The sequence below is a fragment of the Actinoplanes sp. ATCC 53533 genome (genome assembly GCF_003947245.1).
In genome coordinates this window covers 160038-172613 of the sequence record NZ_QHHV01000059.1, presented here as the reverse complement: position 1 = coordinate 172613, position 12576 = coordinate 160038, and the positions used below count along the sequence as shown (strand labels likewise).

Sequence of the window (12576 nt, the reverse complement as noted above, 5' to 3'; positions counted from 1 at the left end):
ACCACCCGTCAGTGGGCGCCGGTGGGCGGGTTGAAGCGGGAATACTCCTGGAATTCCCACCGCAGTGGGCTCGCCTTGTCGATCTGCACCACGGTGTCGATGTCGAACTCCACGACCCGCAGAGCGCCGGGGTATGCCTTGGCGCTGCCGGGATCCGCGTCGATCCGGGCCGCGCCGGTCAGTTGCAGGGTGTGTCCGTGCTCCCAGTCCAGGAACAGCAGGCCGGACGCCGGGTTGAGGTGCAGGTTGCCCAACGTCATGTAGAACTGGTTGCCTGTGTAGTCGGGCCAGCGGAGCCGGCGCGGCCCCGGCACGGCGACAAAGCCCGGCATGCCACCGCGATGCGACGAGTCGGCCCCGTGCTCGGGCGAGCGGCTGGCGATGAAGAAGGTGTCCGCCTCCTCGATCCAGCGCCGCTGGCCCTCGGTGAGCTCCCGGCCGGTCACCGCGGCCCCCGCGGACTCGGCTTCGGCCGTTCCGGTCACGACTCGGGCCTGCAGGTATTTCGGGCAGTTGCCGAGCACCTGCTCAGTGCGCACCAGCAGCCGGTCCCCCTCGCGCCTGGCCACTCCGTTCACCCGGATGCGGCGCCGGGTCTGCGGCTGGAGGGCGAGGATGCCGATGTCCCGCTCCGCCGCGAAGACCTCGCGAAGCGGATCCCCGGGCGCGGGGAGCGCGTCGATGACGACGGTGCGGTCATCCAGCGGCTGAGCGAAGCCGGGCGGCCCGGACACGATCGACGACCAGATCGCGCCCTCGTCGTCGGCCGCCCCGATGATCAGCATGCGCTGGGCGCGGATGAACGGGTAGAACCCGTGCGGGATCTCCGGGCCGAACATGGACGATCCCCAGCCCGGGCCGCCCTCGTGCGCCTGCTGCTGGATCGCCTGCTCGCCGGCGTGATCGGCGCCCAAGCCGTCCCTGGTAGACGATGTGGTCCGGGCCGGTCCGGACCGGGGCCGCTGGTCGATGGAATGCGACATCCGCTGCTCCTCGATGGGGTCGCCGCCAGGCGAGTCGGAAGGTGTTGCGGGCAGCCCTCTCCCAGGCCGGCCCAGGGCGCGAGCAGCCGGGCAGGTCGGCTCAGGACGCGAGCAGGTCGGGCAGGTCGAGTCAGGGCGCGAGCAGGCCGGGCAGGTCGGCGAGGACCTGCTCGAACACGGAGGGGTCGTCGAGGACGCGCGACACCACCAGGGCGCCTTCGATGCGGACCAGCGCCGCGCGGGCCCGGCCGCTCGCCTCGGTCTCGGTCGCCCCCGCCCGGACCGCCGCGTCGGCCATGGCCTGGATCCATCCCCGGGCGAGGCGGGCAGCCTGCGCCTTGAGCTCCTCAGGCGCCCCGGCGAGGGTCATCGTGTCCAGGACACAGGCCAGGCGGCCGTCGGTGTAGAAGCGTGCCATCCGGCTGGCCATCTCGGCCACGCCACTGGCGACCTCCGGCGCCGATGCGAGCGGCTGCAGGATCTGGGCGAATTGGACCTCGACGCTGTCCAGAACGGCCGCCGCCATCGCGGGCTTGCCGCTCGGGAACCGGTGATACAGGCTGGCCCGCCGCAGCCCCACCGCTTCCGACAGCGCGGACAGCGAGGCCCCCGCATAGCCGGCCACCCGGAAGACCTCGGCGAGCCGCGCGTAGATCACTTCATCGTCGACACTCGCGGCTCTGCCCATGGCCATAGTTTACCGAACGTTCGGGAAAATGCAAGGAGCAGCGAGGGCGGGGCAACGGGTCAGCCGGTCTGGCCGGGCGTGTCGACGATCGCGGCACCGCTGCGCACCACGAGGTACTGGACGGTGCCCTCCTTGATCTTCGAGGTGCCGTCGTCGGCGCGGTTGGTGTGGTCGGCGATCGCCACCGCCCGCTCCCCGATCAGCCGGTAGGTCGCCGGGTCGAGCAGCATCTCGCTCCGTAGCCAGCCGTCCTGCACGCGACCGACCGCGATGGCCGGCCGGCCGTCGAGGTTGACCGCGTCCGGCACCAGGGTGACGCCGGAGAGCTTGCTCAGGGCGTGGAACAGCGCCGACTCCACGGCCGGCGGCAACAGGTGGTCCCGCAGGATCGCGTTGATCGTGGTGAAGGCGATCCCATCCTCGCCGTCGCGGGTGCCGCCGCCGACGCCGCCGACCTGTCCACGCACCCAGGCCAGCGCCGCTTCCGGGTCTGGGGGCAAGTTCGCGAGCGTCGCGAAGTCGAACCCGGGCGTCGCCATGTTGCTGGGATAGGTGACCAGTTTGCCGCGCTTGTAGGAGGCCAGCTGCTTGCCATCTATGCGCCGCCACACGCGGCTCGTGTAGGTCTCGTAGGGACCACTGGCGACGAACCCGCCCGGCCCCTTGCCGGACGTCGTCCGCGTCTCCAGATACAGCCACTGGTTCGGCCGCGGCGTGGTGAACGGCCGGCGGGTGGCCGCCGCCGCGGCGTACCCCAGGGCCTCGGCCGCGTTGGCCGGCTTGGCTGCCGGCAGTCCCGGCACGACCGGGCCGTCCCGGGTGACCGGGCCGACGGTCTCCACCGCGACCAGCTCCACCGCGACCAGGCCGCCGACCGCGACCGCTGCCGCGACCGCCGGCACCGCGATCCGCCAACCCAGGCGACCCCATCGGGTACGCCGGGCGGCGCCCACCGGGGCGGCCTGGGCCCGGGTGAGCAGCGCGGCGCGCGCCCGGGTCTCGCTGTCCGGGTCGGGCACCGGGTCCGGGCCGCCCAGCACGCGCAGGATTCGCAGGTCGTCCATCATTCGTCCACCTCCGGGTCGAGGTTCGAGTTGGTCATGCCCAGCGCCGCCCGCATCTGGGTGCGGGCGCGGTGCAGCCGGGAACGGGCGGTCCCGGCCGGTATGTCCAGGGCGCTCGCCGCGTCCTGGCAGCTCAGTCCGGCCCACCCGACCAGCAGCAGCACCTCGCGCTCGGTGGCGGGCAGCGCAGCCAGCGCCTGCGCCAGCAGGCCGCGGGCCGCCGCGGCGTCGAGCCGGCCGGCCACCGCGTCACCGTCCCAGTCGACCGCGTCCACGGCGCCGGTGCGGGCCAGCGCGCGCAGGTGCCGGGCCTCGGCCCGCGCGTGGCGGGCGATGAGGTTGGCCGCGATGCCGTACAGCCACGGTCCGGCGTCCGCCCGGGTACGGTCGTAGCCGTCCCGCCGGTCGAAGGCGATCAGAAACGTCTCCGCCGCGATGTCGTCGGCCAGGCCGGCGCCGAGCCGCCGGGCGGCGTAGGCGTAGATCCTCCGGTAGTGCCGGTCGAACAGCGCGGCGAACGCATCCGGGTGTTGCCGCGCCCGGCCGATCACCTCCGCGTCCGACTCCTCCGCGACCACCGCCATCCAGGCCTCCCCATCGCTCGCCGTGGCTTGCTGTCGCCTGCCCTTCGCCGATCCCCCGCCGAGTGTTCGCGGCACGTCATGCCGCGGGCAGCCGGCAGGCACGCGCGACGGTCTGGGTCACGGCGTTGCCCGCGCTGCCGGTTGCGGTGGCGCGGAGGGAGACGAACCCCGGCATGGCCCGGGTGGAGCGGCGGCCGACACCGCGCGGCTAGACGTCAGCGAGGCTCTTCACGAAGCGGGCGCTGGCCGTGCAGATGTCCTCGTACCCGAGTTGCTGGTAGAACTCGTGGGTTCTCGTCCGGTAGCGACTGCTGGTGATCTCCATCTTCACGCAGCCGGCGGCACGGGCCTGTGCTTCGGCGGCCGTGACCAGCGACTGGCCTACGCCTCGGCCGCGGTAGCGCTCGTCGACGACCAGGGCGATCAGACGCCCGGCCTTTCCGGTCACCTCAAGCATCGGCACGACACCCAGTGCCGCTACGCCGATCAGCTCGCCCTGGTCGTCGGCGCCGACGAGCCAGCTTGCGGGGTCGTCCAGCCAGTAGTCGAGTCGTTCGTGCACGGCCGCCTCGACGGTCGGATATCCGAGTTGGCCCAGCAGAACAACGAGCCCTGACACGTCCTGTCGCCGAATCGGGCGAAGCCGCACATCCATGCCGGGAATTCTGGCAATCTCCCGCAACTCGGCCCGGACCGGACCGGCGATGCCGCCCTCCCGGCGTGCGTCAAGGCCCGTAGTCCACATCGATCCCGTCGGCGACGGCGGCGGGGCCGCGCCCCGCGTCGGACGCGGCCCCTGGTCTGCTGGAAAGCCCTTGGTCTGCTGGGCAGCCCTGGTCTGTTGGACAGCCCTGGTCTGCTGGACAGCCCCTGGTCTGCCGGGCAGCCCTGGTCAGGCGGCGCGGATGAACCAGGCGTTGCGGCCGGTCGGGTTCGGGCAGCCGAGCAGCCGGCTCTCGGCGCCGATGACGTAGCCGGCCGGGATCGGGGACACCTTGCAGACGGTGATGCCCGACCGGACCGGGTCGGTGATCGTCCAGGCGTTCTTGCTGGTGCCGGTGCCGCAGGCGAGCACCCTGTCCTCGGCGATGATGACCTTGCCGGCCGGCACCGGCGCGGACTTGCAGACGAACGTGGTCGCCGCTGCTGCCCCGCCCGCCAGGGCTACGCTGCCGGCGAAGCCGGCCACCAGAGTGACCGCGATCCGGCCGATGCGCCGGCTGGGCGTGAGCGTCGATGAGCGCATAGAACGTTCCTTTCGCGAGCTCGCGCTGTTCGCGAGGTGCGGAGGAATGGTGCCGTGCGGATCATCGCGCGACCCACCGAATTGGACGATGTTGGACACGCCTGGACGCCCGAGGCGGTGCGGCTGTCGTCTGTCCTATTCAGACGTGGCCGGCGAGGGTCTCCCCGACGGAGGCGATCACGCCGTCGACCGCGGTGTCGTCGATGCCCTCCAGCTCGATGATGAGCCTGTCCACGCCCACGTCGGCGTACCGGCGGACGGTGTCGAGGTCGGGCGGGCCGGGCGGGGTGATGGTGATCTCCAGCTCGCCGAGGGCCGCCGGCCGCTGCTCGCCGCGGGCGGTCTCGGCCAGGGCGCGCAGCGCCTCCCCGGTCTGGTCGACGTCCAGACCCCAGCCGTACCAACCGTTCCCGTGCCGAGCGGCCCGGCGGTACGCGGCGGCCGAGTGACCCCCGACCACGATCGGCGGGTGCGGCTGCTGGACCGGCGACGGGTGCTGAACGACGCCGTCGAACGACACGAACCGGCCGCTGAACGAAGGCGCGGCGGCCCACAGGGCACGCATCGCGGCCAGGTATTCGTCGGTCCGGGCACCCCGCTCGGCGAGCGACACGCCCATCGCATGCAGCTCCGGCTCGACGTAGCCGGCCCCCACGGCGACGGTCAGCCGGCCACCGGACAGCACGTCCAGCGAGCTGAGCTGTTTGGCCAGCAGCACCGGCTGGCGCTGCGGAAGCACGATCAGGCCGACGCCGAGGCGGACCCGGCTGGTCACGGCCGCGAGGTAGGTCAACGCGATCAGGGCTTCCAGCCGGGGCGGGTTGCCCTCCCCCGCCGGGAGCGCGATGTGGTCGCCGACCCACAGCGACTCAAAGCCCGCCTCCTCGGCCAATCTGGCCCGCCGGACCAAAACGTCGGACTCGACGTTGCGGTCGCGGTGCAGCCCGTACAGCCCGAACTTCATCTGGCCAGCCACCTCTCGTTCACCCGCCAGGACTCCACTTGCCGGCAACCTTGCCTCGTCGCACGCCACTCCGCCAGCGCATCAGCGGCTCGTTCTGCTCAGCACCGTACTGGGCCGGTTCCACGGACTTCCGAAGCATGCCCGTCGTCCGCCGAACGAATCCGCTCGGCGTCCGGGCGCCAGGTGTCGGCTTGTCCCGGCCGGGTGTCGTATTGTCGGACGGTGCCTGATTCCGTAACGAGCCGCGGCCGCGCGGCTGCCAACCTCGCCACCGCTGGTCCGCGACGCAAGAGCGCCGGCGGACAGCCGCTCAGGACCAAGGCGGAGAAGCGCGCCGAGGCCAAGGCCGCCAAGGCACGCGCCCGGGCGATGCGGAAGCGCCGCCAGGCGCTGGCGGTCGGCGGCGCCGCGGTGGTCGTGCTGGCTCTCGTCGTCGGGCTGATCGTGTGGGTCAGCCGATCGTCGTCGCAGCCGAGCGCTGCCGCCCCGAGCGCGGCTGCCAGCGCCAGCCCCAGCGCGGCCGAGTCGGCTGCGGCGTTTCCGCCGGTGCCCACGGGCGCCGACCCGGCCCTGAGCAAGAAGCCGGCCGTCACCGCGGGCACCGGCACCGTCAGCAAACTCCGGACGACGACCCTCATCAAGGGCACCGGCGCGGCGGTCCAGTCGGGTCAGACGGTCAACGTGAACTACGTCGGTGTGAACTACGCCGACGGCAAGGAGTTCGACTCGTCCTGGAGCCGCTCGGAGGCATTCAGCTTCCAGGTCGGGGCCGGCAGCGTCATCAAGGGCTGGGACCAGGGGCTGATCGGAGTCAAGGTCGGCAGCCGGGTGCGGCTCGACATCCCGGCCGACCTCGCGTACGGCGAGAAGCCGAGCGGCGGGCAACCGGCCGGCACGCTGCGGTTCGTCGTCGACGTCCTGTCGGCGTCCTGACCGGAGCCGCCGACCGGGTCCGACCGGCTGCGTCGGGCGGATGCGAAATGACTCAGGACCAGGCGGCTCGGCTGAATCACGGCGTCACGTGGCGGGCGCGGCTGGCATCCGAGGCGCGCTGGTAGCGCTCGGCCAGCCTGCCCAGGACGGCCACCAGCTCGGGTGCGTCGGCCACGGTGAAGTCGGCGTCGAGCATGCCGAGATACAGCGCGAGCATCTCGGGGTGATCCGAGCCCGGTGAGAAGGCGCACCGTTCCTCGCCGAGTTCCTCCACCTCCACCGGGATCGGAAGGTGGCTTCGGACGTGATCCGCCGATGCCTCCACGACCACGCGAGCCCGGTACCGCCACGTCGCCTCGCCCACCCCCCGCGAGATCCGGGCCGTGAGCTCCCGGTCCGGCGGCAGCGGCCGCGGCGTGAAACGCGGCCCGGTCGGCGTGTGCGGGTCCATCCGGTCCACTCGGAACGTCCGCCAGTCGTCCCGGTCCAAGTCCCAGGCCACCAGATACCACCTCCCCCGATGATGGACCAGCCGATAGGGCTCCACCGATCGCCGCCCCGCGGACCCCGCATGCGTCCGGTAGTCGAAGGCCAGCCGATGATGGTCCCGGCACGCGCCGGCGATGGCGGTCAGCACCTCGGGGTCGACAACGGGACCCGATGACGGCATCGCCACCGTCGCGGCCTGGAAGGCGCTGATCCGGTGCCGGAGCCGGGACGGCAGGATCTGCTGCAGCTTGGCGAGCGCGCGCACCGACGTCTCCCCGATCCCGGCGACGCTCGCGGCCGTGCGCAGCCCCACCGCGACCGCGACCACCTCGTCGTCGTCCAGCAGCAGCGGGGGCAGCGCACCACCCGAACCCAGCCGGTAACCGCCGGCCACCCCCGGCCGGGCATTCACCGGATATCCCAGTGCCCGCAGCCGCTGCACGTCGTTACGAACCGTGCGGGTCGTGACGCCGAGCCGACCGGCCAGCTCGCTGCTGGTCCAGTCGGGGCGGATCTGGAGCAACGACAGGAGGCGCAGCAACCGCGCCGAAGTTTCCAGCATTCTTCGATCCTGACGGCAATCTAGGAACGGAGCTTTCCGCTATTGATCCTAACGTTGTCGGCATGGACAACGAGCCCTTCCGCATCGCGATCCCCGACGCCGACCTCGACGACCTGCGCAGCCGGCTGACCGAAGCCCGCTGGCCCGCCGAACTCCCCGGCACCGGGTGGACCCGCGGCATCCCCGTCGACCACCTCCGCGAGCTCGCCGACTACTGGCGCACCGGGTTCGACTGGCGTGCCCAAGAAGCGCGACTCAACGCGTTCCCGCAGTTCACGACGGAGATCGACGGACAGCGCATCCACTTCCTGCACGTCCGGTCGGAGCGGGTGGACGCCACCCCGCTGCTGATCACGCACGGCTACCCGAGCAGCGTCGCCGAGTTCCTCGAGCTGATCGGGCCGCTCGCCGAGGACTTCCACCTGGTGATTCCGTCGCTGCCGGGCTATGCGTTCTCCACCCCCCTGGCCGGCACCAGCTGGACCATGGCCCGCACCGCCCGGGCCTGGGCCGAGTTGATGCGGCGGCTCGGGTACGCGCGGTACGGCGTACACGGGGGTGATGTGGGGGCCGGCATCTCGGGCTCGCTGGCCGGCATCGACGGCGAGCACGTGATCGGCCTGCACGTCGTGACGGACCCGTGGACGGCGGCGGCGACCGCGACGTTCATCCCGGGCATGGCCGAGCGGCTCGACGCGGACGACCCGGTCGACAAGCTCATCAAGGACCGGATGGACGCGTTCCGGACGGACGGATCCGGATATCTCTCGATCATGAACAGCCGCCCGCAGACCATCGGGTACGGCCTGGTCGACTCACCGTTGCTGCTGCTCGCCTGGATCGCGGAGAAGTTCGAGGAGTGGACGGACCTGCCGGTCGACCGCGACCAGATGCTCACCACGGTCAGCCTGTACTGGTTCACCGGCTGCGGGGTCAGCGCCGCGCACACCCTCTACGAGCAGGCACACTCGTCGGAGTGGGGCACCCCGCCCGGCGTACCGCAGGGGTTCGCGGTTTTCGGCGCGGACGAGACGGTGCGCAAGCTGATCCCGGTGCCGGCCGCGGCACACTGGGTCGAGCACGAGCGTGGCCGGCATTTCCCGGCCATGGAGGCCCCGGCCGAGCTGGCCGCGGATCTGCGCGCGTTCTTCGGTCCCCTCAGGTGATGGACGTCCTGAGCCGGCGCGAGCTCAACCGGGCCACCCTGGCCCGCCAGCAGCTGCTGGAGCGCGCGCCGGCCGGGGCGCTCGACATGATCGAGCACCTGGCCGGGCGCCGACCCGGCCTCGCTGGCCTACGCGGCCGCGTTGCCCCGCCCTAGCGGACAGTATCGGTCCGCTATCTCTGGCAGGGTGGCCCCATGGACATCGCCGGCGGCGACGAGCGGGGCACGACCGAGCGCGTGCTCACCCTGCTCGGCCTGCTTCAGCAGCGCCAGGTCTGGACCGGTCCCGAGCTCGCCGGCCGGCTCGGGGTCACGCCGCGCACGGTGCGCCGTGATGTCGAACGGCTGCGCGCGCTCGGCTATCCGGTGCACGCCAGCCAGGGTGTCGGCGGCGGTTACCGGCTCGGTGCCGGACTGAATCTGCCGCCGCTGCTGCTGGACGACGAGGAGGCGATCGCCACCGCGGTCTCGCTGCTCGCCGGCGCGGGCGATGCGGTCGCCGGCGCCGGCGACGCCGCGCTCCGGGCGCTGACCAAGCTCGATCAGGTGCTGCCGCTCCGGCTGCGGCACGATGTGCGTGCGCTCTCCGGGTCGGTGGAGTCCTTTGGCGGCGGTCGCACGCCGGTCGATCCCGAGGTGCTCATGACGCTGGCCAGGGCCTGCCGCGACGAGGTCGAGGCCGGCTTCGGCTACCCGTCCGGCAGCGAGGTGCGACGGCGGCGGGTCGAGCCGTACCGCCTGGTCGCCTCCGATCGGCGCTGGTATCTGTTCGCCTACGACCTCGATCGCGACGGCTGGCGCAGCTTCCGCGTCGACCGGATGTCCGAGGTGTCGGCACGCACCTGGCGCTTCCGCCCGCGGGCGGCGCCCGACGCGGCGACGTACGTGCAGGAGGGCGTGGCGAGCCGGGTCTACCAGCACCAGGCGCACTTCCTCGTGCACGCGCCGGCCGACACCGTACGCGCGCGGATACCGGCGTCCGCGGCCGTCGTCCGGCCGCGCGGGAGCGAGCGTTGCGAGGTGCTCAGCGGTGCCGGCAGCCTCGACTTCGCCCTCATGCACATGGTCCTGCTGGGGCACGACTTCGAGGTGCTCGATCCTCCGGAGCTCGGTGAGCGCTGCCGCGCGCTGGCCGAGCGGCTGCTCTCGGCGGGCGCCGCCATCGGCGGCGGGTAGCCGATGGCGGCTGACCGCCGGCTACCCCCGCATCAGGCTCACCGGCCACCACGCACCCGCCGGCCGACCCCGTGGGTCATGAGATCGCCGCACGGCCCAGTGCCGCCTCGACGATCCGGATCGCCTCGGTGGGCTCGATGCCGACGCTGGCGATGACCGCCGCGTAGTCGCGGGCGGCACGGTGGGCCTGCTCGAGGGCCCGATCGCCGGCGGCCGAGACGAAGGAGCCGGCCCGCCCGCGGGTCTCGATCAGCTCGGCCTCCTCCAGTTCCCGGTACGCCCGGCCGACGGTGTTCACGGCGAGGCCGAGGTCGGCCGCGAGCCGGCGGATCGTCGGCAGTCTCGTGCCGACGGCGAGCGAGCGGTCCTGGATCTGCCTCGCGAGCTGGGCCCGGAGCTGCTCGTACGGCGGCGTCGGCGAGGCCGCGTCGATGACGATCATCGGGTGGCCATGGCTCGCCGGGCCGCCGCCCCGACACCCGCGGTCCGGAGATGGATCAGGCAGAGCGCGATGACGCCCGCCACCACGAGCGCCATCGAGACGACGTTCCACCAGCCGAGCGATTCCCCGTACAGGAAAATGGCCGGCAGCGACCACACCAGGCTGGGTGTGACGAGGGCGCGGGCGTCCTCGACCCGCATGATGACATCGGCCGTGAGCGACGCCTCGTCCTCCGCCACGGCCGGGCTCGCCAGCACCTGGCGCAGCTGCATGATGATGCCGACGCCCACGCCGGCGAGGCTGATCAGCACGATGATCGCCCCGTACCGCAGGACGGAGTCCGAGACCGGTAGCACGCTCACCGCGAGCAGCGCCGCGCCGGCGAAGGTGGCCACCGCGAAGATGGCATACGGCCGGCCCAGCACCGCCGGCCAGCCGAGCTGGACCGGGTGGGCCACCCGCCGGGACAGTTGCGCGGCGGCCCGCGTGTCAACGCGCCGCACCCACCAGCCGACCAGCCACTGCGCCACCAGCAACCCGACCACCAGCGTCATCAGCACCAGCAGCTGCAGCCGGGAGAACGAGACGTCGGTGCCCAGCCCCAACACGTGCGTGAGTGCCGCGCCGATCAGGAACCCGGCCAGCAGGATGCTGTCGGCGAGCTTGGCACGCCGCCGCACCGCCAGCCGCGTCGCGAGCAGCGGGGTCGGTTCGGCGTCGGCCAAGCCGTGTAGGGCCAGCCACTGCTCAACCTCTTTGTGATCCTCCTGGCGCATACCCACCACCTCCGAATGTCGCAAGCTTTGTCTCAACAGGTTGAGTCATAGCATGCGACAATGTCAACCCCGGGGCGGGCTAGCGAGGGAACGGGGGCAGCGCGGGGCCGTCGAGCCAGGCGGCGAAGAGGCCGTCCAGGGGCTTCCTGGCGAAGCGCTGGGCGTGCGCCCGGAACGCCTCGGTCGTCACCGTCGCGTGCTGGTGCTCGGAAACCCACGAGCGCAGGAGCGCGAAGAACGGCTCCTCCCCGACCTGCTTTCGCACGGCGTGCAACGTCAGCGCGCCGCGCTTGTAGACCAGCGGGTCGAACATCCGGTCGATGCCGGGGTCCGCCACGATGACGTCCCTCGGGCGGGCCGCGACGCGGTCGTACCAGTGGGCCGCCAGAGCGTCCGCCGGCAGGTCGCCGCAAACCCCGGACCACAACCATTCGGCGTACGTGGCGAAGCCCTCGTTGAGCCAGATGTGCCGCCAGTCCGCGACCGTCAGGCTGTTGCCGAACCACTGGTGTGCCAGCTCGTGCACGACGAGCCGCTCGTGGGTGCGCCGCCCGTCGACGTGGTTGGTCCCGAAGACGGCCATGCCCTGCGCCTCGATCGGGTCGTCGAGCTCGTCGTCGGCGACCACGACGACGTACTCGTGGAACGGGTACGGGCCGAAGAGCCGCTGGAGCGCCGCCATGATCTCGCCGTGCCGGCCGAAATCGTGGGCGAAGGCGGCGCGCACGGCGGGTGGGATCGCGGCGCGCTGCACCACCCCGCCCACGGCGAGGTCCACCAGCTCGTACCGTCCGATCTGGACGCTCATCAGGTACGGGGAGGTGGGTTCGTTCCGCTCGTACACCCAGGTGGTGCTGCCCGCGCCCCGGCGCCGGGAGACCGGATCACCGGTCACCAGGACCGCGTACGGGGAAGACGTCGTGATCGCCACCCGGAAGGTGGCCTTCTCGCCGGGCCGGTCGTTGCAGGGAAACCAGGACGGTGACCCGTTCGGCTGGCTGGCGACGAGCACCCCGTCGGTGAGCTCGTCCCACCCGACGTCGCCCCACCGGCCGGAGATGGGCACCGGCTTCCCCCCGTACCGGATGTCGACCCGGAACGTGTCTCCGGCGCCGATCGGGCGCTCGGGCCTGATCTGCAGCTTGTCCGGCCGGTGGGCGTGCTTCGCCGGCCGGCCGTCCACCCGGACGTCCTGGATCCGGAAGCGACCGAGGTCGAGGGTGAGCCGCGACAACGGCTGGGTGGCCACCGCGGTGACGGTCGCCCGCCCGGCGAGGCGGTTGGACACGACCCGGTAGTCGAGGTCCAGGTCGTAGTGCAGCACCCGGTAGCCGCCGTTGCCGTGCTCGGGAAGGTACGAGTCGGTCGAGCGGTCGGCACCGGGCGTCGCGCCGCTTGGCGCCGGCACCTTCGGGTCGATGCCCGGCGCGCGACTGTCGCGATCGGGTTGCCCAGCCACCGGCTGTCGGCGGGCACGGCGTCGCCGCGGTCACCAGCGAGCCGG

At 72.3% G+C, this 12576-nt stretch carries 15 protein-coding genes; 4 read left to right on the top strand and 11 right to left on the bottom strand.

Translation table 11 applies throughout. The features are described from left to right. Window positions 1–8 precede the first annotated feature (8 nt). The 7 genes from DMB66_RS20645 to DMB66_RS20615 form a co-directional block, all read right to left on the bottom strand. Window positions 9–983, bottom strand: coding sequence for a pyridoxamine 5'-phosphate oxidase family protein (locus DMB66_RS20645; protein ID WP_125805735.1), 975 nt, complete (start codon window positions 981–983; stop codon window positions 9–11). A gap of 130 nt (window positions 984–1113) precedes the next feature. After that, window positions 1114–1671 (bottom strand): TetR/AcrR family transcriptional regulator, encoded by a 558-nt coding sequence (locus DMB66_RS20640; protein ID WP_158647301.1) that lies wholly within the window; start codon window positions 1669–1671, stop codon window positions 1114–1116. Between the two features lie 59 nt (window positions 1672–1730). Beyond that, window positions 1731–2738 (bottom strand): CU044_5270 family protein, encoded by a 1008-nt coding sequence (locus tag DMB66_RS20635; RefSeq protein ID WP_125805733.1) that lies wholly within the window; start codon window positions 2736–2738, stop codon window positions 1731–1733. Beyond that, window positions 2735–3319, bottom strand: coding sequence for an RNA polymerase sigma factor (locus tag DMB66_RS20630; RefSeq protein WP_125805732.1), 585 nt, complete (start codon window positions 3317–3319; stop codon window positions 2735–2737). Before DMB66_RS20630 ends, DMB66_RS20635 begins: the two co-directional genes overlap by 4 nt. Window positions 3320–3527: 208 nt before the next feature. Beyond that, entirely contained in the window at window positions 3528–3974 is a 447-nt protein-coding gene (locus tag DMB66_RS20625; RefSeq protein ID WP_125805731.1) for a GNAT family N-acetyltransferase, read from the bottom strand. 237 nt (window positions 3975–4211) lie between these two features. Beyond that, window positions 4212–4565, bottom strand: a complete 354-nt coding sequence (locus DMB66_RS20620) for a hypothetical protein (RefSeq protein WP_125805730.1) — start codon at window positions 4563–4565, stop codon at window positions 4212–4214. Window positions 4566–4704: 139 nt separating this feature from the next. After that, window positions 4705–5529 carry a TIGR03619 family F420-dependent LLM class oxidoreductase gene (locus DMB66_RS20615; RefSeq protein ID WP_125805729.1) on the bottom strand — a complete coding sequence of 275 codons (825 nt, stop codon included), beginning with the start codon at window positions 5527–5529 and terminating at the stop codon, window positions 4705–4707. Between the two features lie 222 nt (window positions 5530–5751). Here DMB66_RS20615 and DMB66_RS20610 point away from each other — a divergent pair, with 222 nt between their 5' ends. Then, window positions 5752–6462 (top strand): FKBP-type peptidyl-prolyl cis-trans isomerase, encoded by a 711-nt coding sequence (locus DMB66_RS20610; protein ID WP_233624729.1) that lies wholly within the window; start codon window positions 5752–5754, stop codon window positions 6460–6462. A gap of 76 nt (window positions 6463–6538) precedes the next feature. On the opposite strand, the gene DMB66_RS20605 is transcribed toward DMB66_RS20610, so the two are convergent. Continuing rightward, complete coding sequence (locus tag DMB66_RS20605; protein ID WP_125805728.1) at window positions 6539–7513, bottom strand: YafY family protein; 975 nt, start codon at window positions 7511–7513, stop codon at window positions 6539–6541. Between the two features lie 62 nt (window positions 7514–7575). Here DMB66_RS20605 and DMB66_RS20600 point away from each other — a divergent pair, with 62 nt between their 5' ends. Genes DMB66_RS20600 through DMB66_RS20595 form a run of 3 tightly spaced genes read left to right on the top strand, consistent with a single transcriptional unit; the run spans window position 7576 to window position 9854 of the window. Then, window positions 7576–8679, top strand: a complete 1104-nt coding sequence (locus DMB66_RS20600; protein ID WP_125805727.1) for an epoxide hydrolase family protein — start codon at window positions 7576–7578, stop codon at window positions 8677–8679. Beyond that, window positions 8679–8834: a hypothetical protein gene (locus DMB66_RS61270; protein WP_158647300.1), complete on the top strand. Its 156-nt coding sequence runs from the start codon at window positions 8679–8681 to the stop codon at window positions 8832–8834. The genes DMB66_RS20600 and DMB66_RS61270 overlap by 1 nt, the downstream gene beginning before the upstream one ends. 39 nt (window positions 8835–8873) lie before the next feature. Beyond that, the gene (locus DMB66_RS20595; RefSeq protein ID WP_125805726.1) at window positions 8874–9854 is read left to right on the top strand and encodes a YafY family protein; all 981 of its coding nucleotides are present in this window, start codon (window positions 8874–8876) and stop codon (window positions 9852–9854) included. 76 nt (window positions 9855–9930) lie between these two features. On the opposite strand, the gene DMB66_RS20590 is transcribed toward DMB66_RS20595, so the two are convergent. The 3 genes from DMB66_RS20590 to DMB66_RS20580 form a co-directional block, all read right to left on the bottom strand. Further along, window positions 9931–10296 (bottom strand): GntR family transcriptional regulator, encoded by a 366-nt coding sequence (locus DMB66_RS20590; protein WP_125805725.1) that lies wholly within the window; start codon window positions 10294–10296, stop codon window positions 9931–9933. Beyond that, window positions 10293–11072, bottom strand: coding sequence for a hypothetical protein (locus DMB66_RS20585; protein WP_125805724.1), 780 nt, complete (start codon window positions 11070–11072; stop codon window positions 10293–10295). The genes DMB66_RS20590 and DMB66_RS20585 overlap by 4 nt, the downstream gene beginning before the upstream one ends. 79 nt (window positions 11073–11151) lie before the next feature. Further along, window positions 11152–12360, bottom strand: coding sequence for a M1 family metallopeptidase (locus tag DMB66_RS20580; RefSeq protein ID WP_233624728.1), 1209 nt, complete (start codon window positions 12358–12360; stop codon window positions 11152–11154). Window positions 12361–12576: the final 216 nt, after the last annotated feature.

Bases quoted from the DNA above. Each gene is read 5' to 3' on its own strand.
- DMB66_RS20645 (WP_125805735.1), bottom strand. From the start codon at position 983: ATGTCGCATTCCATCGACCAGCGGCCCCGGTCCGGACCGGCCCGGACC.
- DMB66_RS20640 (WP_158647301.1), bottom strand. From the start codon at position 1,671: ATGGGCAGAGCCGCGAGTGTCGACGATGAAGTGATCTACGCGCGGCTC.
- DMB66_RS20635 (WP_125805733.1), bottom strand. From the start codon at position 2,738: ATGATGGACGACCTGCGAATCCTGCGCGTGCTGGGCGGCCCGGACCCG.
- DMB66_RS20630 (WP_125805732.1), bottom strand. From the start codon at position 3,319: ATGGCGGTGGTCGCGGAGGAGTCGGACGCGGAGGTGATCGGCCGGGCG.
- DMB66_RS20625 (WP_125805731.1), bottom strand. From the start codon at position 3,974: ATGGATGTGCGGCTTCGCCCGATTCGGCGACAGGACGTGTCAGGGCTC.
- DMB66_RS20620 (WP_125805730.1), bottom strand. From the start codon at position 4,565: ATGCGCTCATCGACGCTCACGCCCAGCCGGCGCATCGGCCGGATCGCG.
- DMB66_RS20615 (WP_125805729.1), bottom strand. From the start codon at position 5,529: ATGAAGTTCGGGCTGTACGGGCTGCACCGCGACCGCAACGTCGAGTCC.
- DMB66_RS20605 (WP_125805728.1), bottom strand. From the start codon at position 7,513: ATGCTGGAAACTTCGGCGCGGTTGCTGCGCCTCCTGTCGTTGCTCCAG.
- DMB66_RS20600 (WP_125805727.1), top strand. From the start codon at position 7,576: ATGGACAACGAGCCCTTCCGCATCGCGATCCCCGACGCCGACCTCGAC.
- DMB66_RS61270 (WP_158647300.1), top strand. From the start codon at position 8,679: ATGGACGTCCTGAGCCGGCGCGAGCTCAACCGGGCCACCCTGGCCCGC.
- DMB66_RS20595 (WP_125805726.1), top strand. From the start codon at position 8,874: ATGGACATCGCCGGCGGCGACGAGCGGGGCACGACCGAGCGCGTGCTC.
- DMB66_RS20590 (WP_125805725.1), bottom strand. From the start codon at position 10,296: ATGATCGTCATCGACGCGGCCTCGCCGACGCCGCCGTACGAGCAGCTC.
- DMB66_RS20585 (WP_125805724.1), bottom strand. From the start codon at position 11,072: ATGCGCCAGGAGGATCACAAAGAGGTTGAGCAGTGGCTGGCCCTACAC.